Raw genomic sequence first — 18,649 nt, forward strand, 5'->3', positions numbered from 1 at the left:
TTCCCGAACGACGCCGTCTCCGAGGTGAACCTGTCACCCGTCAACTGCATACCGTCACCGGAGTCACCGGCGAACCGAATGATCACCCGATCGAGTCGGCGGACTTCCTTCTCGTCGCCGTGGTGGGGCGCCGCCGGGGCGCTGCGCTGCTCCCCGACCAGGGCCTCACCGGCCTCGCTACTGACCTGGCTGGTCACTGAACTGGACCTCCCTCGCGGCAAGGGTCTCTCCGCCAGAGGCGGGAGAAGGCTCGCGGGGCGGACGGCGAACCGCCCGGCCCCGTGGCCCACCCTACGACGGTGGGGTGGCCCTCCCCGGGACTTCTCGCATCGTGGACCTCGTTTTGAGATGCCCTCTTGCCCTGAATCGTCACGTTCTGTCGCCCCCCAGGATCTTCCGGAAAGTCGCGTTCCGCTCGTTCTTAGGTCTTAGGTCCGAATCCAGCCATCTGACAGAGTGTCAGGTAATCAGGAGTTCAGGTAGGTCAGCACGGCGAGTACCCGACGGTGATCCCCGTCACTCGGTGAAAGGCCCAGCTTCAGGAAGATGTTGCTGACGTGCTTCTCCACCGCGCCGTCGCTCACGACGAGCTGCCGCGCGATCGCCGAATTGGTCCGGCCCTCCGCCATCAGGCCCAGGACCTCTCGTTCTCGCGGGGTGAGGTTGGCCAGGACGTCCTGCTTGCGGCTCCGGCCGAGCAGCTGCTGGACGACCTCCGGGTCGAGCGCCGTACCGCCCCTGGCCACCCGGACCACGGCGTCCACGAACTCGCGGACCTCGGCCACCCGGTCCTTCAGGAGATAGCCCACGCCCCGGCTGGATCCGGCCAGAAGCTCGGTGGCGTACTGCTCCTCCACATACTGCGACAGGACCAGGACCCCCACTCCCGGGTGATCCTTGCGCAAGCGCACCGCCGCCCGGACCCCTTCGTCCGTGTGCGTCGGGGGCATCCGTACGTCCGCCACCACCACGTCCGGCAGCGCGCCCTCGGCCGCCAGCTCGGCCACGGTCTTCACCAGGGCCTCCCCGTCACCCACACCGGCGACGACCTCGTGCCCCCGGTCGGTCAGCAACCGGGTCAGGCCCTCGCGGAGCAGCACTGAATCCTCGGCGATGACCACGCGCACCCTGTCCGCCACGTCTTCCACGACCCTGAAGCCCCCATGTTCCGCTGATCTCTGCGGCTCCAGCATCGCACTACGACGCCCCTTCGGGGGCGGATCGCCCGGCTCCGCACGGTGCGAAGCGTCACGCCCTCCAGGGCAGCTCGGCCGTGATCGTCGTCGGGCCGCCGGCGGGCGAGTCCACGGCCAGGACCCCGTCGACCGCGTTGAGCCGCTCCGTGAGACCGGCGAGGCCCCGGCCCGCCGCCGTGTCCGCGCCGCCCCGGCCGTCGTCCCGCACCTGGAGCAGCAGCCGGTCGCCGACCCGCCACACGTCCACCCAGGCGCGCCGCGCCTCCGCGTGCTTGGACACGTTCTGCAGCAGCTCGGACACGGTGAAGTACGCGATGCCCTCGATCGCCGGCACGGGCCGGGTCGGGAGGTCCACGTCCACCGAGACCGGGACCGTGCAGCGCGAGGCGACCGCCGACAGGGCCGCGTCCAGGCCCCGGTCGGTGAGGACCGCCGGGTGGATGCCCCGGGCCAGGTCCCTCAGCTCCTGAAGTGCCACCTTCACCTCGCCGTGCGCCTCGTCGACCATCCGGGCCGCCGCTCGCGGGTCCTCCGCGAGCTTCTCCTTCGCGAGCCCCAGATCCATGGCGAGGGCGACGAGCCGGGCCTGTGCCCCGTCGTGCAGATCGCGCTCGATGCGGCGCAGGTCGGCGGCGGCGGTGTCCACGACCACGCCCCGGTCCGACTCCAGCTCCGTGACGCGGGTCGCGAGCCGCGACGGGCCGAGCAGCCCGGCGACCATCAGCCGGTCCACGGAGACCAGCGCGCGGATGATCCACGGGCCGGCGAGCACGAACAGCAGACCGACAGCGCTGGTCACGGCGATCTCGAAGGGGGAGTCCAGATAGAAGGCGTGCGTCCGGTCGCCGTACAGCTGGATGCCGTCCTGCCCCGCGTACAGCGGGAAGACCCACTGCCAGAGCGGGTACGTGAACATGGCCCAGCCGTACATCCAGAAGACAGCCGAGACGGTGAACGCGAAGATCGCCCACGGCATGTGCAGGAGCGCGTACAGCAGGTGCCGCCAGGACGCGCCGCTCTTCAGCGTCGCCCCCATCCACGACAGGGCCCCGCCGGTACGGCCCCGGGCCGGCTCGGGGGGCGCCACGTCGAGACCGAGCAGCCCGCGCGCCCGGGCGCGTTCCACGGCGCCGAAGCCCCGGCAGAGCGCGAGCGCGCCGGCCAGGACCGGGATGCCGAGGAAGGTCACCAGGAGACCGGCGCCGGCCGCGACGAGGGCGATGGAGAAGGCGAAGTAGAAGCAGCTGAGCGGCAGCCCGAGCGCCAGATAGCCGAACTCGCGCCAGGCGCGGGCCTCGAACGGCGCGCGGATCGCGGCGGGGAGACGGAAGGAGGCGGCCATCGCGGTGGTCCGTTTCTGCTCGGGGGAGGGGCGTCAGGGGTACGACACAAGGTTTCCGCGCGCGGGTCCCCGGGACCATGAGGGAGGTGGGCGTCTCCGCCCGGGGGTTTTCCCTACCAGGGGCGGGCGTACGGCCCGCTCAGGCCTGCACCAGGGGCGGGCGCACGGCCCGCTCAGGCCTGCACCAGGGGCGGGCGTACGGCCCGCTCAGGCCTACGCCCCCGCCGGCCTGCCCCGCCACGGCAGTTCCGCCGTGACCGTCGTCGGGCCGCCCTCGGGCGAGTCGAGGACGAAGAGCCCGTCGACCGCGCCCAGACGCTCCGCGAGCCCCGCCATGCCCGTACCGCCGTCGAGCCGCGCGCCACCGCGCCCGTCGTCCTGCACCTGGAGCAGCAGCCGGTCGTCGCGCCGCCAGACGTCCACGGAGGCGGACCGGGCCCGCGCGTGCTTGGAGACGTTCTGCAGCAGCTCGGAGACGGTGAAGTAGGCGATGCCCTCGATCGCCTCTGCGGGCCGCTCGGTCAGGTCGACCGTGACCTTCACGGGCACGGTGCAGCGCGCCGCGATCGACGAGAGCGCCGCGTCCAGACCGCGGTCGGTGAGGACGGCCGGGTGGATGCCCCGGGCGAGGTCGCGCAGTTCCTGGAGCGCGAGCTTCACCTCCCCGTGGGCCTCGTCGACCATCGCCGCCGCGGCCTCCGGGTCCTCAAGGAGCTTCTCCTTCGCCAGACCGAGCCCCATGGCGAGCGCGACGAGCCGGGCCTGTGCCCCGTCGTGCAGATCGCGCTCGATGCGGCGCAGATCGGCGGCGGCGGTGTCCACGACCACGCCCCGGTCCGACTCCAGCTCGGCGATCCGCCGCTCCAGCTCGTCCGAGGGCGGAAGGAGCCCGCGCACCATGACCCGGTCGACGGTGGACAGACCGCGCGCCACGAACGGGAGCACCGGCCAGAGCACGATCAGCGAGACGAGGGTGACGGTGAAGGTCACGATGCCCCAGGGCAGCCGGATGAAGCCGTACAGCATCGTCCGCCAGCCGACCGGGTCCTTCAGCGCCGTCCACAGCCAGTTGAGGAAGCCGTGCCGGCGGGGCAGCGGGCTGGGCTCCTCCACCCGTACGTCGAGCAGTGCGCGGGCCCGCGCCCGTTCGGACCGGCCGATCCCGCGCGCCCCGGTGAGGCCGAACGCGAGCAGCGGCAGTCCGACCACCGTGACGGCGAGACCGACGCCGATCGCGACCGCCACCACCGTGTAGACGAATCCGACCAGGCTGGTCAGGAGGTTGGAGAGGAGGAAGGAGATCTCCTTCCAGGTCTGCCGGCCGTACGCGGGGCGGACGGGCGGCAGCGGGGTGTCGGTCTCGGCGTTCATGTGCCAAGCGTGCCGGTCGGCGGGCCCGGCACGCCATGGGGTACGTAGGTGAAGGAGAGTAGGGGTAACCCCACTGTTCAACCCGTGACACACCTCTTACGGCATCTTTAGCAGGGCCTAGACTCCCGTGCGTACAGAACGCGCGTACAGAACGTGCGTACCGAACACAGAACGTCGAAGCGGGCAGGAAGCGAGGGGTGGACGTGCCGGATCCGACCGTACGGGCAGGCATCGGACTCGCGTCGGACTACTTCGAGTCGTACTCCGTCGTCGGTCTCCTCGCCGTCATCGGCGTGCTCTTCGTCGCCGTGGCGTTCGGCGCGGGCCGGCTGCTGCGACCGGTCGTCCCGACGCCGGAGAAGCTGCTGACGTACGAGTGCGGTGTCGACCCCGTGGGCGAGGGCTGGGCACACACCCAGGTCCGCTACTACGTGTACGCCTTCCTGTACGTGATCTTCGCCGTCGACTCGATCTTCCTCTTCCCGTGGGCGACCGTGTTCGCCGCGCCCGGGTACGGCGCGACGACGCTGGTCGAGATGTTCATCTTCCTCGGCTTCCTGGCCGTGGGCCTGCTCTACGCGTACAAGAAGGGCGTCCTGACATGGACGTGACCCCGACCCCGCTGCCGGCCCCGACGCTGGGCCCCCTGGCCCGCCTCGCGCCCGAGCCGATGAAGGTGGTCCTGAACTGGGGCCGCCGCTACAGCCTCTGGGTCTTCAACTTCGGCCTCGCCTGCTGCGCGATCGAGTTCATCGCCGCATCGATGGCCCGCCACGACTTCATCCGGCTCGGCGTGATCCCCTTCGCGCCCGGCCCGCGCCAGGCCGACCTCATGATCGTCTCCGGCACGGTGACGGACAAGATGGCGCCGGCGGTGAAGCGTCTCTACGAGCAGATGCCCGAGCCCAAGTACGTCATCTCCTTCGGCGCCTGCTCGAACTGCGGCGGTCCGTACTGGGACTCGTACTCGGTGACCAAGGGCGTCGACCAGATCATCCCCGTCGACGTGTACGTGCCGGGCTGCCCGCCGCGCCCCGAGGCGCTGCTGCAGGGCATCCTCAAGCTCCAGGAGAAGATCGCGCGGGAGTCCCTGGCGGCGCGCTACTCCGGCCCGTCGGTCGGCCAGCTGACGAGCGGCCTGGTGGCCGCGCCCGAGCCGGGCGGTGACAAGTGACCGGGAACGCGTACGACTCCCTCCCCGAGGCCGTGACCGAGATCTTCGGCGAGGAGGCGACGGCGGAGCGGGCGTACGACCTGCTGACGGTGGACGTCCCGGTCGGCTCGTGGATCGCCGCCCTCGAGATCGCTCGGGACAAGCTGGGCTGCACGTACTTCGACTGGCTGAGCGCGGTGGACGAGCCGGGCGTGGGCTTCCGCGTCTGCGCGCACGTGGCGGCGCTGGAGGGGCGCGTGGTGCGCCGTCTCCTCGTACGGACGACGGTCAGCCACGAGGCGCCGGTGCTGCCGACGGCGGTGCCGGTGTACGCGGGCGCGGAGTGGCACGAGCGCGAGACGCACGAGATGTTCGGCGTCGCCTTCACGGACCACCCGAACCTCGTCCCACTGCTCCTCCCGGAGAACTTCGAGGGCCATCCGCTGCGCAAGGACTTCGTGCTCGCGGCGCGCGTGGCGAAGGCGTGGCCGGGTGCGAAGGAGCCGGGGGAGTCCGATCACGGCGGCCCGAAGCGCCGCCAGATGCTCCCGCCCGGTGTCCCCGACCCCAACGACTGGGGCCCGATGAAGGGCCAGCTTCCCCCGGCCCCGGCCCGCCCGGCCCGCACCCCGCGTGCGGCGGGCGCGGGAGCGGGCGCCGGGGCGGCGGGTGCTGCGGGTGGCGCTGCCGGGGAGCGCCCGGTCCGGCGTGCCCGTACGGCCGCCGGGGGCTCCGCGAGCCAGGCTGCCACTCCGGAGACCCCGGCCGCGGAGGGTGCCGCCCCGGAGACCCAGGCCCCGGCGCCCGCGCGGCCGCCGCGCCGCAGCCGCTCGGCGTCCGACGGCTCGGCGAGCCAGGCGGAGGCCTCGCCCGCGTCGCCCACGTCGCCTTCCGCGCCGCCTCGCGCCCGTAGCTCGGACGCGCCCTGGCACCACGCCCGCCCGGCCTTCGACGACGGGGCGGCACCTACCGCCGAGCCGGCGGCAGCCCCGACCCCAGAGCCGGCGGCAGCCCCGGCCCCCGAGCCGGCGGCAGCCCCGGCCCCCGAGCCGGAGGCGACACCCGCTCCCGCTCCGGAGGCGGATGCCGAGACGCCCCCCAAGGCCGACCGGCCCGACGCCGACGCCGACCCCGACACGGACAACCCCACCCACCCCACCGGAGGCGATCCCGCGTGAACGACGTACTGGACGTCGCCCTCCGGCTGCTCGTCGTCTTCGCCGTGTTCCTCGTGCTGCCCCTCGTCGTCGGGCAGACCGAGCACAAGGTCATGGCCCACATGCAGGGCCGCCTCGGGCCCATGTACGCCGGCGGTTTCCACGGGTGGGCCCAGCTCGTCGCCGACGGGGTCAAGTTCGCGCAGAAGGAGGACGTGGTCCCGGCCAACGCCGACCGCCGCGTCTTCCAGCTCGCGCCCGCCGTCGCCCTCCTCCCGTACCTCCTGGTCCTCGTCGCCATCCCCATCGGCCCGAGCGAAGGCGCCGTCGGCCAGGTCCTCGACGCCGGCATCTTCTTCGTGCTCGCGGTCATGGGCGTCGGCGTGCTCGGCAGCCTCATGGCCGGCTGGGCGTCCGCCAACAAGTTCTCCCTGCTCGGCGGCCTGCGCACAGCCGCCCAGCTGCTCGCCTACGAGCTCCCCATGCTGCTCACCGCCGCCTCCGTCGCGATGGCCGCCGGCACGGTCTCCCTGCCCGGCATCCTGAACGCCTTCGAGTGGTGGTGGCTGCCCTGGCAGATCGTCGGCGCCCTGGTCTTCTTCGTTGCGGGCCTCGCCGAGCTGCAGCGCCCGCCGTTCGACATGCCGGTCGCCGACTCGGAGATCATCTTCGGCGCGTACACCGAGTACACCGGACTCCGCTTCGCGCTCTTCCTGCTCGCCGAGTACGCCGGCATCGTCGTCCTCTGCGGCCTCACCACCGTCCTCTTCCTCGGCGGCTGGCACGGCCCCTTCGGCGCCGACGGCCTCGGCTGGGTCTGGACGCTGCTCAAGACCGCGGTCCTCGCCTTCATCGTCATCTGGCTCCGGGTCAGCTATCCCCGGCTCCGCGAGGACCAGCTCCAGAAACTCGCCTGGACGACCCTCGTCCCGCTCGCACTCGCGCAGATCGCGCTCACCGGCATCGTGAAGGTGGCGATCAACTGATGTCCCCGATCCCCGGCTCCGGCCTCGCCAAGGGGCTCGCCGTGACGCTCCGCACGATGACGAAGCGCGCGCACACCGCGCAGTACCCGGACAAGCAGCCCGAACTCCCGCCCCGCACCCGCGGTGTCATCGGGCTCTTCGAGGAGAACTGCACCGTCTGCATGCTCTGCGCCCGCGAGTGCCCCGACTGGTGCATCTACATCGACTCCCACAAGGAGACGGTGCCCGCAGCCGCCCCCGGTGGCCGTGAGCGCAGCCGCAACGTCCTCGACCGCTTCGCCATCGACTTCGCCCTCTGCATGTACTGCGGTATCTGCATCGAGGTCTGCCCCTTCGACGCGCTGTTCTGGTCGCCCGAGTTCGAGTACGCCGAGACCGACATCCACGAACTCACCCACGAGCGCGACAAGCTCCGCGAGTGGATGTGGACGGTGCCGGAACCGCCCGCGCTCGACCCGCGCGCCGAGGAGCCGAAGGAGATCGGCGCCGCCCGCAAGGCCGCCGAGAAGGCCGCGGCCGCCGCAGCGGCAGCCGAGGCGGCCGAGGCCGAGGGGGACCAGCAGTGAACCTCGCCGTCCCCCAGCTCGCCGCCACGACCCCCGGCTTCCTCTCGCCCTCGGGCGTCGAGATCGCCTTCCTGCTCGTCGGTCTCGTCACCCTCGGCGCCGCCGTCGTGACCGTCACCACCCGCCAGCTCGTCCACGCGGCGCTCTGGCTGGTCGTGGCGCTCGGCGGGCTCGCGGTGGAGTACCTGCTCCTGACCGCCGAGTTCATCGCCTGGGTCCAGGTGCTCATCTACGTCGGTTCCGTCGTCGTCCTCCTTCTCTTCGGGCTCATGCTCACCAAGGCCCCCATCGGCCGCTCCCCGGACGCCGACTCGGGCAACAGGCCCGTCGCCCTGGCGGTCGCGCTCGTCGCGGCCGTCGCCCTTGTCTGGGTGGTCGTCGACGCCTTCCGTACGACCTGGATCGACCTGGACGGACCGGCCCAGGGCTCCACCGAGGTGACCGGCGAGATGCTCTTCCGGCACTGGGTGCTGCCCTTCGAGGCGCTCTCCGTCCTGCTGCTCGCCGCCCTTGTCGGCGCGATCGTCCTGTCCCGCAAGAACGCCAAGGAGGCCCGGGACTGATGCATCTCGCCTACCCCGCCGTCCTCGCCGCCCTGCTCTTCTGCGTCGGCCTCTACGGCGTCCTCGCCCGCCGCAACGCGATCCTGGTGCTGATGTCCGTCGAGCTGATGCTCAACGCCGTCAACCTCAACCTGGTCGCGTTCGACGTGTGGCTCCGCGACACCCTGCACGCCGGCCAGGCGCTCACCCTCTTCACCATCGCCATCGCCGCGGCCGAGATCGGCATCGGCCTCGCGATCGTCCTGATGGTCTACCGCAACCGCGGCAGCTCGGACGTCGACCGCCTCCGCGACACCGCCGAGTCGCCCTCCGACGACGACGGCTCCGACGCCGGCGATGACGAGCGGGCCGCGGAGCCGACCCCCGCCGACGAGAAGGCCGAGGCCACCGCGTGACCACCACGACCCTCGCCCTCCTCGTCCCCCTCCTCCCCTTCCTCGGCTCGGCCGCAGGCCTGCTCCTGGGCCGGACCGCCCCCGGCTTCGTCCGCCCGCTCGCGGTGCTGCCGACGCTCGCCGCCGCCGTCCTGGCCGCGCTCGTCGCCGTCCGGCAGGGCGGCGGGAAGACCATCGAGGCTGCCACGCAGCTCACCCCGACCGGCTCGGTCCCCATCGACCTGGCCCTGAACATCGACGGCTTCGCCGCCCTCGTCGCCGTGCTCGTCGGCGTGGTCGCCACCTGTGTGCAGGTCTACTCGACCGGCTATCTGCGCGACGACCCGCGCTACCCCTCGTACGCGGCGCTCGTCTCCCTCTTCACCTCCGCGATGCTGCTCGTCGTCTACTCCGGCGACCTGATGGTGCTCCTGGTCGGCTGGGAGATCATGGGCATCTGCTCGTACTTCCTCGTCGGCCACTACTGGGAGACCCCGGAGGCGCGCGCCGCCTCCCTCAAGGCCTTCCTGGTCACCAAGCTAGGCGACGTCCCCTTCCTGATCGGTCTGTTCGCGCTCGCCACCGACGCGGGCACCTTCCGGATCGACGGGATCCTCGGCGCCGTCGCCGCCGGCGCCCTGGACCACCCCACCCTTGTCGCGCTGCTGCTCCTCGCGGGCGTCGCGGGCAAGTCCGCGCAGTTCCCGCTGCACACCTGGCTCCCCGACGCGATGGCCGGCCCCACCCCCGTCTCCGCGCTCATCCACGCGGCGACGATGGTCGCCGCCGGCATCTACTTCGTCGCCCGGCTGCTGCCCGTCTTCGCCGCGTCGGCCGCCGCGATGACCGTGCTCGCCGTGATGGCCGCCGTGACGATGGTCGGCTCGGCGCTCGCCGCGCTCGCCCAGGACGACATCAAGCGCGTCCTCGCCTACTCGACCATCGGCCAGCTCGGCTACATGGCCGGCGCCCTGGCCGTCGGCGACCGCGGTGCGGCCGTCTTCCACCTCATGTCCCACGGCGCCTTCAAGGCCCTCCTCTTCCTCGCCGCCGGTGTCGTCATCCACGCCGCCGGTACGAACTCGCTCTCGGCCATGTCCCGGATGAGCGGCCTGACGAAGCGGATCCCCGACGCGTACTGGACGATGACCGTCGCCCTCCTCGCGCTCGCCGCCCTGCCCCCGTTCGCCGGCTTCTTCTCCAAGGAAGCCGTCCTCGTGGCCGCCGAGCACACCGCGCTCGGGGACCGGACCGTCGCGCCCGCCGGTGCCGGCTGGCTCGTCCTCGTCGCGGGTCTGCTCACCGCCCTCCTGACCGCCGCCTACGCGATGCGGCTCTGGCTCCTGACCTTCCGCGGCCGCGGCGCCGAGGTGCCCGACCACGGTCGCCAGCCGCTCGCGATGACCGCGGTGCTGTGGGTGCTTGCGATCCCCTCCCTCGGCTTCGGACTGACCGTCACATACCTCGACGACTGGTTCGACGGACACGCCCTCACCCCGACCGTCACCACCGCCGTCCTCGGCACGGGCATCGCCGTGGTCGGCGCCGCCGTCACCTACGCGGTCTGGCGGACGCTCGCCACCAAGGCCCCCGCCGTGGCCGCCCCCGCCCCCGAGGCCGCCGCCCCGCACGTCGCCCACCCCGACGCCGAGGCGGGCAAGGTCGAGGCCGAGGCCCTGCACCTGCCGCACCCCGCCGAGGACCCGGCCGACCCCGGTCGCGCCCTGCTCGGCCCCCTGCACCGCCCCGCGGCCGCCGGCTTCCACCTGGACGCCCTCTACGCCACCGTGTTCGTCCGCCCCGTCCTGGCCGCCGCCTCCCTGGTCCGCTTCCTGGACCGCGAGGTCGTAGACACCTATGTGCGCGGCGCGGGCACCGGAACCCAGTGGCTCGGCTGGCTCGTCCGCCGGGCCCAGACGGGCAACGTGCAGACCTACCTGAGCGCCCTGCTCGCCGGCTCCGTCGTCCTGGCGATCGCCGCCGTACTCGTCGCCGCCGGAGCGTGAGACGTGATCGATATCAGCGAATCCGTGATGCAGTTCCTTCTCGCGTTGATCGTCGCCGGCCCGCTCCTCGGTGCCGTCGCCGCTCTCCTCCCGGCCCCGCCCGGGCTGAAGGGGAAGTCGCCCGACCAGGCCGTGCTCCGCCACGGCGTGACCGTGACCGGCGTGATCCTGCTCGCCGCGATCGTCCTCGCGCTCGGCTTCGACCACGACCAGCCGTCGAAGATCCAGGCGAGCACGGACATCAAGTGGATCCCCGCGCTCGACGTGCGGCTCCACCTCGGTGTCGACGGCATTTCCCTCCCCCTCCTGGTCATGACCGCGCTGCTGACCTTCCTCTGCGCGCTCTACAGCTACTTCAAGATGCCGAGCGGCCCTTCCCCCAAGGGCTTCGTGGCGCTCCTCCTCGTCCTCGAGTCCGGCACCCTCGCGACCTTCGCCGTCCTCGACCTGATCCTGTTCTTCCTGGCCTTCGAGATGGTCCTCATCCCGATGTACTTCCTGATCGCCCGCTGGGGCGGTGCGGGCAGGCAGGCCGCCGCCTGGAAGTTCATCCTCTTCACGCTGCTCGGCTCCGTCGTCATGCTGCTCGGCCTGCTCCTCATCGGCGTGAAGGCGGGCACGTTCGACATGGTGGCACTCGCCGCTGACAACGGCCGCGGACTGTCCACAGCCGTGCAGGTCATCGCCGTGCTGTCGATCGGGATCGGGCTCGCGGTGAAGACCCCGATGTGGCCGCTGCACAGCTGGCTGCCGGACGCCCACACCGCCGCGCCCACGGTCGGCTCGGTGCTCCTCGCCGGCGTCCTGCTGAAGATGGGCACGTACGGCTTCGTGCGGATCCTGCTGCCGATCACGCCCGACGGGATGCGGACCTTCGCCCCCTACCTGGCCGCCTTCGCCGCCGTCGGCATCATCTACGGTTCCCTCGCCTGCCTCGCCCTCACGCGCCCCGGCGTCAACGGCGACCTCAAGCGGCTGATCGCGTACTCCTCCGTCGGCCACATGGGCTTCGTGCTCCTCGGCATCGCGACCATGACCCCCACCGGCGTCAACGGCGCCCTCTTCGCCAACATCGCCCACGGCCTCATCACCGGCCTGCTGTTCTTCCTGGTCGGCGCGGTCAAGGACCGGTACGGCACCGCCGACCTCGACACCCTCGCCGGGGCCACCGGCGCCGCCCTCTACGGCCGCGCCCCGCGCCTGGGCGGGCTGCTCGCCTTCGCCGCCGTCGCCTCCCTCGGGCTGCCGGGCCTGGCCGGCTTCTGGGGCGAGATGCTCGCCCTGTTCGGCGCCTTCGAACCGGCCGAGGGCCTCAGCCGCCCCGCCTTCCTCACCTTCATGGTCATGGGCGGCATCGGCACCCTCCTCACCGCCGCGTACCTCCTCCTGGTCGTCCGCCGGGTCTGCATGGGCGGCCCCCGGCCGAGCGGGGAGGGCGCGCTCGCCGACGTCCAGGGGTACGAGTTCGCGGCCTGGACCCCGCTCGTCGCCCTCACCGTCCTCGCCGGCCTGTGGCCCGCGGTCCTCCTCGGCCTCACCGACCCGGCCGTGCAGCAGCTCCTCGCGGGAGGAAACTCGTGACCCCCACGACCCTCGTCCAGTCCGTCGACTGGCTCGCGATCGCGCCGCCCACCGTCACCGCCGTGGTCGCGCTCGCCGTCCTCGTCGCGGACCTCTTCCTCCCCGAGCGCCACAAGCAGCTCCTCGGCTGGACCGCGATCGCCGGGCTCGTCGCCTCGATCGCCCTGCTGGTCCCGCTGCGTTCAGGGAACCGCTCGACCTTCTGCCTCACCACCGAACCGGCCGCGACCGCCGCCTGCAGCTACACCGTCGACCGCTTCACCCTGGTCATCCAGTTCCTGGTGTTCGGCGGCGCCCTGCTCACGGCCCTGCTGTCGCTCGCGGACACCCGCGACCGGCTGCCGGCGGGGGAGTACTGGTTCCTGCTGCTCTCCTCGGCGGCCGGCGCGGCGCTGCTGCCCGCCTCCCGCGACCTCGCGACCCTCGTCGTCGCCCTCGAAGTGGCCTCGCTGCCCGCCTTCGCCCTGGTCGGCATGCGCCGGGGCGACCGGCGCTCCAGCGAGGCGGCCCTGAAGTTCTTCCTCTCCTCGGTCACCGCGACCGCCGTGACCCTGCTCGGCGTGAGCTTCGTGTACGGGGCGACCGGCACCCTCCACCTCACCGAGCTCGCCCAGGCGCTCGACGACGTCCCCGCGCAGCTGGAGACCCTCGCCGGGGCGGGCGTGGCCCTCACCCTCGTCGGCTTCGCCTTCAAGACGGCCGCGGTCCCCTTCCATTTCTGGGTCCCCGACACCTACGTCGGCGCCCCGCTGCCCGTCGCCGGCTACCTCTCCGTGATCGGCAAGGCCGTCGGTTTCACCGGCCTCATCCTGGTGACCGTCGTCGCCTTCCCCTCGTACGCCGACATCTGGGGCCCGGCCCTGGCCGTGCTCGCCGCGCTCACCATGACGGTGGGCAACGTGGCCGCGCTGCGGCAGGTCTCCACGCGTGCGTGGAGCGCGGTCAGGCTGCTCGCCTGGTCCTCCGTGGCCCAGGCCGGCTACCTCCTGGTGCCGATCGCCGCTGCCGCGTACTCGGGCGACGACCAGATCGGCGCCACCGTCGCGTACGCCCTGATGTACGCCGTCGTGAACCTCGGCGCCTTCGCGGTCGCCGCCCTGGTGGCCCGTACGCACCCCGAGAACCGGATCGCCGACTACCGGGGCCTCTACGCGGCCAGCCCCCTCCTGGCGCTCACGATGGGCTTCTTCCTGCTCAACCTGGCGGGTCTGCCCCCCGGTATCATCGGCCTCTTCGCCAAGGTCACCGTCTTCTCGGCGGCGGTCGACGCCGGCCTCGGCTGGCTGGCCGTGATCATGGGCGTGAACGTCGTGATCGGCCTCTACTACTACCTGCGGTGGACAGCCCTGCTGTTCCGCGAGCCGGTCGGGGAGCGGGCCCACGCGCGCGTGCCCGCACCGATCACCCTGGCGGTCGCCATCGCGGCCGTCGTGGGCGTGGTGCTGTCGGGCTACCCGCAGTTCGCCCTCCGCTTCGCGGCGGACACCCTGTTCTGACCTCACGTCATCCCGTACGACCCCGGTACGACCCCCGTACTACCTCTCCCCCACAGAGAAAACGCATCAAGGAGCTTCACCCGTGCTGACCGGTTTCAAGGACTTCATACTCCGCGGGAACGTCGTCTCGATGGCCATCGGTCTGGCCGTCGGATCCGCGTTCACCGCCGTCGTCACCGGCTTCAGCAAGGCCTTCATCACCCCGCTCATCGGTCTCGCCACCGGCTCGGTCGGCGACTTCAGCGAGGCGAAGTTCAAGGTCGGGCAGACGATCTTCCCGTACGGCCTGGCCATCTCCGCCGCCATAGCGTTCGTGATCACCGCCGCGGTGCTCTACTTCTTCATCGTCGCCCCCATGACGAAGGTCCAGGAGAAGTTCGCCAAGGAGGAGGCGGCGGAGAAGTTCGAGATGCGCGACTGCCCCCGCTGCTTCACCGAGATCCCGGCCGTCGCCACACGGTGCGCGCACTGCACCAGCGAGGTCGAGCCCGTCGCCGCCGCGCTGGAGAAGGCCGGCATCCTCCCGGCCCCGCGCTGACGGCCCGCGCTGACGGCCCGCGCCGACGGTGCTCGGCCGCCCGCGCTGACGGTGCTCGGCGGCCCTCCGCCATCACCCGTACGGCGCACACCGGCCCCCGTGGGGGCAAGGGAACCGGAGCCTTCCGCCTGGCGTTGACCAGTACGGGAGGGTCCACTGGACGAGGTGGACACACCACCGAGCAAAGGGTTCCCCTGCCGCACCACTTGGAGGGCGTACCGTGCACCGCCGGCACAACGGGCTGAGGACCGCCGTACTCCTCGGAGGGCTCTCGGCCCTCATCATCGTCATCGGCAGCTTCTTCGGCCGTACGGGACTGATCGTCGCGCTCTTCGTGGCGCTCGGCACCAACGCGTACGCCTACTGGAACAGCGACAAGCTGGCCCTGCGGGCGATGCGCGCGCGCCCGGTGAGCGAGTTCGAGGCGCCCGCGCTCTACAAGATGGTGCGTGAGCTCTCGACGCAGGCCCGCCAGCCGATGCCCCGGCTGTACATCTCGCCCACCCAGGCGCCGAACGCCTTCGCGACCGGCCGGAACCCCCGCAACGCGGCCGTGTGCTGCACCGAGGGCATCCTCGCGATCCTGGACGAGCGCGAGCTGCGCGGAGTCATCGGCCACGAGCTGAGCCATGTCTACAACCGGGACATCCTGATCTCCTCGGTCGCCGGAGCGCTCGCCTCCGTGATCATGTTCCTGGTCAACTTCGCCTGGCTGATCCCGGTCGGCCGCTCCAGCGACGACGACGGCCCCGGTCTGCTCGGCATGCTGCTGATCATGATCCTCGGCCCGGTCGCCGCCTCGGTCATCCAGCTCGCGATCAGCCGCTCCCGTGAGTACGAGGCGGATGCCTCGGGCGCCCAGCTCACCGGCGACCCGCTGGCCCTGGCGAGCGCCCTGCGCAAGCTGGAGGCGGGCACGAAGCAGCTGCCGCTGCCGCCGGAGCCGAAGATCGAGACCGCGAGCCACATGATGATTGCGAACCCCTTCGGAGGGGGCAGAGGCCTCTCGAAGATGTTCTCGACGCATCCGCCGATGGCGGAGCGCATCGCCCGACTCGAACAGATGGCAGGTCACCGCCCGTGAAGACAATCCTGAACGTCATATGGCTCGTCCTGTGCGGCTTCTGGATGTTCCTCGGCTACATGCTCGCGGGCATCCTGCTGTGCATCACGATCATCGGCATCCCGTTCGGCCTCGCCGCCTTCCGGATCGGCGTCTACGCCCTCTGGCCCTTCGGCTACACGGTCGTGGACCGCCATGACGCGGGCGCGCCGTCCTGCGTGGGCAATGTCCTGTGGCTGATCCTCGCGGGCTGGTGGCTCGCGCTCGGCCACATCACCACGGGCATCGTCCTGTGCATCACGATCATCGGCATCCCGCTGGGCATCGCGAACTTCAAGCTGATCCCGGTCTCCCTGCTCCCCCTGGGCAAGGAGATCGTCCGCTCGGACCAGGCCGCGTACCCGTACCAGACCCACTGAGGCGCGCACCCGTACCCACGGGGACGGCGGCGGCGCGGCCCTCATCGACGCGGCCGCGCCTCCCGCCCCCGTCCGGGTCCCCGCCCCCGGCTGACCGCGTACGCGACCGTGCCGGCGGCGAGGACGCCGAGGCCCGCCAGGACGGCGCCCGGCGGCAGCGCGAAGGCCAGGGCCGCGCAGCCGGCCAGGCCCAGGGCGGCGAGGGGGCGGTGCGAGCGGCCCAGGGTCCACGCGGAGGCGTTGGCGATGCCGTAGTAGACGAGCACGCCGAAGGACGAGAAGGCGATCCCGCCGCGCACGTCCGCCGTGGCCGCCACCACGGCGACGACCGCGCCCACCGCGAGTTCCGCCCGGTGCGGCACCTGGAAGCGGGGGTGGACGGCGGCGAGCGCCGCCGGCAGGTGGCCGTCCCTGGCCATGGCAAGTGTCGTACGGGACACCCCGAGGATCAGCGAGAGCAGCGAGCCGAGCGCGGCGACGGCCGCCCCGACCACGACGACGGGCACCAGCCACCCCGCCCCGGCCGCGCGCGCGGCGTCGACCAGCGGGGCCGGGGAGGCGGCGAGGGCGGACGGCCCGAGGACGGCGAGGACGACCACCGCCACCGCCGCGTAGACGGCGAGGGCGATGCCCAGGGCGAGCGGTACGGCCCGCGGGATCGTCCGGGCCGGGTCGCGCACCTCCTCGCCGAGCGTGGCGATCCGCGCGTACCCGGCGAAGGCGAAGAAGAGCAGCCCCGCCGCCTGGAGCACCCCGCCCACCGTCACCTCGGAGCCGAGCGCGAGACGTTCGAGGCGGGCCTCGCCCGATCCGGACACGGTGACGACGAGGGCGGCGAGCACGGCGAGCACGACCGCCACGATCACCCGGGTCAGCAGCGCGGACTTGTGTACACCGCCGTAGTTCAGGGCCGTCAGCGCCACCACGGCCGCGACGGCCACCGCGTGGGCCTGCTCCGGCCACACGTACGCCCCGACGGTGAGCGCCATCGCCGCGCAGGAGGCCGTCTTGCCGACGACGAACGCCCAGCCCGCGAGGTAGCCGAGGAACGGCCCGAGGCGTTCGCGACCGTACACATAGGTGCCGCCGGAGGCCGGGTAGCGGGCGGCGAGCCTGGCGGAGGCCATCGCGTTGCAGTACGCGACGAGCGCGGCGAGCCCGAGCGCCGGCAGCAGTCCCGCGCCCGCCGCCCCGGCGGCCGGGCCGAGCGCGACGAAGATCCCGGCCCCCACCATCGAGCCGAGCCCGATGACGACGGCGTCGAAGACGCCGAGGGAGCGGCGCAGTTCGGGTGTCATGCACCGCACACTACGGGGGGCGTCGCAACCGCCTCCGCCGCCCAGGCGTCTTCGGGGGCATGAACGTCATCAGCTGGATCGTCCTGGGCCTGCTCGCGGGCGTCGTCGCCAAGGTCCTGCTCCCCGGCCGCGACCCGGGCGGGCTCATCGGCACGACCCTCATCGGCATAGCCGGCGCCTTCATCGGCGGCTGGATCTCGTCCACCTTCCTGGACCGCCCGATCACCACCGGTTTCTACGACACGGCCACCTGGCTCTCGGCCATCGGCGGCGCGCTGGTGCTGCTGATCGCCTACCGGATCCTCTTCGGCCACTCGCGCTCGCGCTAGGGCGCCGGCTCGGAGCCCCGTCAGACCCCCGTCTCGCGGAGGGTGATGTTGAGCCGCCCGCGGAGCCCGAGCGCGGGATCTCCGGTGCCGGGCAGCACCTTGGGGACACCGTGGTACGCGAACCGCGAGGGGCCGCCGAAGACGAACAGGTCCCCGGACGCCAACTCGACGTCCGTGTAGGGCCGTCCCCGGTTCTCGGTGTTCCCGAACCGGAACACGCAACGGTCCCCGAGGCTCAACGACACGACCGGCGCCCCGGACCGCTCCTCCTTGTCCTGGTGGAGCCCCATCCTGGCGTCGGAGTCGTAGAAGTTCACGAGCGCGGCGTCGGGCGAGAAGTCCGCCGCCTCCCCGAAGGCCTCGCGCACCGCGTCCCGCCCCAACGCGCGCAGCCACGGGGGCAGTTCCACCTCGACGACATCGAGGTACCGATACGGGACCCAGCGCCGCCCGAGACAGAGCGAGCGCACCGACATGACACCGCCGCCGGGCAGCACGGTGTGTTCGTACGTCAGGGGCCCACGCCCCCATTCCCGGCAGGCGGCCACCAACTCCCGCTGCCGGTCGAGGGAGAGCCACCCGGGCACATGCACGGCGCCGGGGGCGACGACGGCACGCGAGCGCGGAAAGAGCCCGTCCATCAACAGTTCCGCTCGATCCGGAGCAGCGACTCCTTGCGCTCCAGACCTGCCGCGTACCCCCGCAGGCTCCCGTCCGCGCCGACCACCCGGTGGCAGGGCCGCACCACGAGCAGCGGATTGCGCCCGATCGCGGTCCCGACGGCCCGCACGGCCGCCCCGGAGGTCCCGACCTTCCGGGCGATGTCCCCGTAGGAGACGGTGGTCCCGTACGGGATCTCCTCCAGCGCGCGCCAGACGCGCCGCTGGAACTCCGTACCGCCGTCCGCGAAAGCGATGTCGAACCGCTCGCGCCGCCCGTCGAAGTACTCGCCCAGCTGCCCGGCGATCTCCTCGAACACCTCGGGAGCGTTCCGCCACCCGTCCTCGACGGCGGCGCCACCCTTCTGCCCCGGCAACGACAGCGAAACCAACTCGACCGCCCCACCACCACCCCCGCCGGCCCGCCCGACGAGCAACATCCGCCCCAGGGGCCCGTCGACGTACGCGTACACGGTCATGGCGGTTCCTCTCCTCGCACTCCCCACGCCTCCAGTGTGCGAGCCCCACGGACACCCGGGCTGGCGGTTTTCG

At 72.2% G+C, this 18,649-nt stretch carries 21 protein-coding genes; 14 read left to right on the plus strand and 7 right to left on the minus strand.

The genetic code is table 11. The annotated features are described in order from the left end of the window. From ACF09C_RS31795 to ACF09C_RS31810, 4 genes are all read right to left on the minus strand, one after another. The coding region (locus tag ACF09C_RS31795) for a hypothetical protein (RefSeq protein ID WP_362016990.1) at positions 1-197 on the minus strand (197 nt) is incomplete at its 3' end. Positions 198-467: 270 nt separating this feature from the next. Beyond that, complete coding sequence (locus ACF09C_RS31800; RefSeq protein WP_392096971.1) at positions 468-1,127, minus strand: LuxR C-terminal-related transcriptional regulator; 660 nt, start codon at positions 1,125-1,127, stop codon at positions 468-470. Positions 1,128-1,248: 121 nt separating this feature from the next. Continuing rightward, the gene (locus tag ACF09C_RS31805) at positions 1,249-2,538 is read right to left on the minus strand and encodes a sensor histidine kinase (RefSeq protein ID WP_392096550.1); all 1,290 of its coding nucleotides are present in this window, start codon (positions 2,536-2,538) and stop codon (positions 1,249-1,251) included. A gap of 213 nt (positions 2,539-2,751) precedes the next feature. Continuing rightward, positions 2,752-3,909 (minus strand): sensor histidine kinase, encoded by a 1,158-nt coding sequence (locus tag ACF09C_RS31810; protein WP_392096551.1) that lies wholly within the window; start codon positions 3,907-3,909, stop codon positions 2,752-2,754. A gap of 203 nt (positions 3,910-4,112) precedes the next feature. Between ACF09C_RS31810 and ACF09C_RS31815 the strand changes: the two genes are divergently transcribed. The 13 genes from ACF09C_RS31815 to ACF09C_RS31875 all read left to right on the plus strand — a co-directional run bounded on the left by ACF09C_RS31815 (position 4,113) and on the right by ACF09C_RS31875 (position 15,811). After that, the gene (locus ACF09C_RS31815) at positions 4,113-4,520 is read left to right on the plus strand and encodes an NADH-quinone oxidoreductase subunit A (RefSeq protein WP_362429959.1); all 408 of its coding nucleotides are present in this window, start codon (positions 4,113-4,115) and stop codon (positions 4,518-4,520) included. Then, complete coding sequence (locus tag ACF09C_RS31820; protein WP_392096552.1) at positions 4,511-5,083, plus strand: NADH-quinone oxidoreductase subunit B; 573 nt, start codon at positions 4,511-4,513, stop codon at positions 5,081-5,083. Before ACF09C_RS31815 ends, ACF09C_RS31820 begins: the two co-directional genes overlap by 10 nt. Beyond that, positions 5,080-6,240 carry an NADH-quinone oxidoreductase subunit C gene (locus ACF09C_RS31825; RefSeq protein WP_392096554.1) on the plus strand — a complete coding sequence of 387 codons (1,161 nt, stop codon included), beginning with the start codon at positions 5,080-5,082 and terminating at the stop codon, positions 6,238-6,240. The genes ACF09C_RS31820 and ACF09C_RS31825 overlap by 4 nt, the downstream gene beginning before the upstream one ends. Further along, positions 6,237-7,205, plus strand: coding sequence for an NADH-quinone oxidoreductase subunit H (locus tag ACF09C_RS31830; protein WP_392096555.1), 969 nt, complete (start codon positions 6,237-6,239; stop codon positions 7,203-7,205). The genes ACF09C_RS31825 and ACF09C_RS31830 overlap by 4 nt, the downstream gene beginning before the upstream one ends. Further along, the gene (locus ACF09C_RS31835; protein WP_392096557.1) at positions 7,205-7,771 is read left to right on the plus strand and encodes a NuoI/complex I 23 kDa subunit family protein; all 567 of its coding nucleotides are present in this window, start codon (positions 7,205-7,207) and stop codon (positions 7,769-7,771) included. The genes ACF09C_RS31830 and ACF09C_RS31835 overlap by 1 nt, the downstream gene beginning before the upstream one ends. After that, a complete protein-coding gene (locus ACF09C_RS31840) occupies positions 7,768-8,334 on the plus strand; it encodes an NADH-quinone oxidoreductase subunit J (protein ID WP_362429703.1) in 567 nt (188 codons plus the stop codon). Before ACF09C_RS31835 ends, ACF09C_RS31840 begins: the two co-directional genes overlap by 4 nt. Continuing rightward, a complete protein-coding gene (nuoK, locus tag ACF09C_RS31845) occupies positions 8,334-8,729 on the plus strand; it encodes an NADH-quinone oxidoreductase subunit NuoK (RefSeq protein ID WP_392096559.1) in 396 nt (131 codons plus the stop codon). Before ACF09C_RS31840 ends, nuoK begins: the two co-directional genes overlap by 1 nt. Then, positions 8,726-10,714 carry an NADH-quinone oxidoreductase subunit L gene (locus tag ACF09C_RS31850; protein ID WP_392096561.1) on the plus strand — a complete coding sequence of 663 codons (1,989 nt, stop codon included), beginning with the start codon at positions 8,726-8,728 and terminating at the stop codon, positions 10,712-10,714. Before nuoK ends, ACF09C_RS31850 begins: the two co-directional genes overlap by 4 nt. A 27-nt stretch (positions 10,715-10,741) precedes the next feature. Continuing rightward, on the plus strand, positions 10,742-12,295 hold the full coding sequence (locus tag ACF09C_RS31855) for a NuoM family protein (protein ID WP_392096972.1): 1,554 nt from the start codon (positions 10,742-10,744) through the stop codon (positions 12,293-12,295). Continuing rightward, positions 12,292-13,791 carry an NADH-quinone oxidoreductase subunit N gene (locus ACF09C_RS31860; RefSeq protein ID WP_392096563.1) on the plus strand — a complete coding sequence of 500 codons (1,500 nt, stop codon included), beginning with the start codon at positions 12,292-12,294 and terminating at the stop codon, positions 13,789-13,791. Before ACF09C_RS31855 ends, ACF09C_RS31860 begins: the two co-directional genes overlap by 4 nt. Positions 13,792-13,873: 82 nt before the next feature. Continuing rightward, on the plus strand, positions 13,874-14,329 hold the full coding sequence (gene mscL, locus ACF09C_RS31865; protein ID WP_392096564.1) for a large conductance mechanosensitive channel protein MscL: 456 nt from the start codon (positions 13,874-13,876) through the stop codon (positions 14,327-14,329). Positions 14,330-14,549: 220 nt separating this feature from the next. Next, the gene (gene htpX, locus ACF09C_RS31870) at positions 14,550-15,413 is read left to right on the plus strand and encodes a zinc metalloprotease HtpX (protein ID WP_392096566.1); all 864 of its coding nucleotides are present in this window, start codon (positions 14,550-14,552) and stop codon (positions 15,411-15,413) included. Further along, entirely contained in the window at positions 15,410-15,811 is a 402-nt protein-coding gene (locus ACF09C_RS31875) for a YccF domain-containing protein (RefSeq protein WP_392096568.1), read from the plus strand. Before htpX ends, ACF09C_RS31875 begins: the two co-directional genes overlap by 4 nt. Positions 15,812-15,852: 41 nt before the next feature. Here ACF09C_RS31875 and ACF09C_RS31880 read toward each other — a convergent pair whose 3' ends face one another. Further along, a complete protein-coding gene (locus tag ACF09C_RS31880) occupies positions 15,853-17,109 on the minus strand; it encodes an APC family permease (protein WP_392096570.1) in 1,257 nt (418 codons plus the stop codon). A 59-nt stretch (positions 17,110-17,168) separates the two neighbouring features. Between ACF09C_RS31880 and ACF09C_RS31885 the strand changes: the two genes are divergently transcribed. Continuing rightward, positions 17,169-17,438, plus strand: a complete 270-nt coding sequence (locus tag ACF09C_RS31885) for a GlsB/YeaQ/YmgE family stress response membrane protein (RefSeq protein WP_362430033.1) — start codon at positions 17,169-17,171, stop codon at positions 17,436-17,438. A 20-nt stretch (positions 17,439-17,458) separates the two neighbouring features. On the opposite strand, the gene ACF09C_RS31890 is transcribed toward ACF09C_RS31885, so the two are convergent. Both ACF09C_RS31890 and ACF09C_RS31895 read right to left on the minus strand, forming a co-directional pair. Beyond that, positions 17,459-18,079, minus strand: a complete 621-nt coding sequence (locus ACF09C_RS31890; RefSeq protein ID WP_392096572.1) for an alpha-ketoglutarate-dependent dioxygenase AlkB family protein — start codon at positions 18,077-18,079, stop codon at positions 17,459-17,461. After that, positions 18,079-18,576, minus strand: a complete 498-nt coding sequence (locus ACF09C_RS31895) for a methylated-DNA--[protein]-cysteine S-methyltransferase (RefSeq protein ID WP_392096574.1) — start codon at positions 18,574-18,576, stop codon at positions 18,079-18,081. Before ACF09C_RS31895 ends, ACF09C_RS31890 begins: the two co-directional genes overlap by 1 nt. Between the last annotated feature and the right edge of the window lie 73 nt (positions 18,577-18,649).

Origin of the sequence: Streptomyces sp. NPDC014870 (assembly GCF_043081505.1) — a bacterium.
In the GTDB taxonomy this organism is placed as follows: Bacteria; Actinomycetota; Actinomycetes; order Streptomycetales; family Streptomycetaceae; genus Streptomyces.

Excerpts from the sequence above, each read along its gene's own strand:
- ACF09C_RS31890 (WP_392096572.1), bottom strand. The coding sequence starts at position 18,079 with ATGGACGGGCTCTTTCCGCGCTCGCGTGCCGTCGTCGCCCCCGGCGCC.
- ACF09C_RS31895 (WP_392096574.1), bottom strand. The coding sequence starts at position 18,576 with ATGACCGTGTACGCGTACGTCGACGGGCCCCTGGGGCGGATGTTGCTC.
- ACF09C_RS31885 (WP_362430033.1), top strand. The coding sequence starts at position 17,169 with ATGAACGTCATCAGCTGGATCGTCCTGGGCCTGCTCGCGGGCGTCGTC.
- ACF09C_RS31880 (WP_392096570.1), bottom strand. The coding sequence starts at position 17,109 with ATGACACCCGAACTGCGCCGCTCCCTCGGCGTCTTCGACGCCGTCGTC.
- ACF09C_RS31855 (WP_392096972.1), top strand. The coding sequence starts at position 10,742 with ATGCAGTTCCTTCTCGCGTTGATCGTCGCCGGCCCGCTCCTCGGTGCC.
- ACF09C_RS31820 (WP_392096552.1), top strand. The coding sequence starts at position 4,511 with ATGGACGTGACCCCGACCCCGCTGCCGGCCCCGACGCTGGGCCCCCTG.
- nuoK (WP_392096559.1), top strand. The coding sequence starts at position 8,334 with ATGCATCTCGCCTACCCCGCCGTCCTCGCCGCCCTGCTCTTCTGCGTC.
- ACF09C_RS31835 (WP_392096557.1), top strand. The coding sequence starts at position 7,205 with ATGTCCCCGATCCCCGGCTCCGGCCTCGCCAAGGGGCTCGCCGTGACG.
- ACF09C_RS31810 (WP_392096551.1), bottom strand. The coding sequence starts at position 3,909 with ATGAACGCCGAGACCGACACCCCGCTGCCGCCCGTCCGCCCCGCGTAC.
- ACF09C_RS31805 (WP_392096550.1), bottom strand. The coding sequence starts at position 2,538 with ATGGCCGCCTCCTTCCGTCTCCCCGCCGCGATCCGCGCGCCGTTCGAG.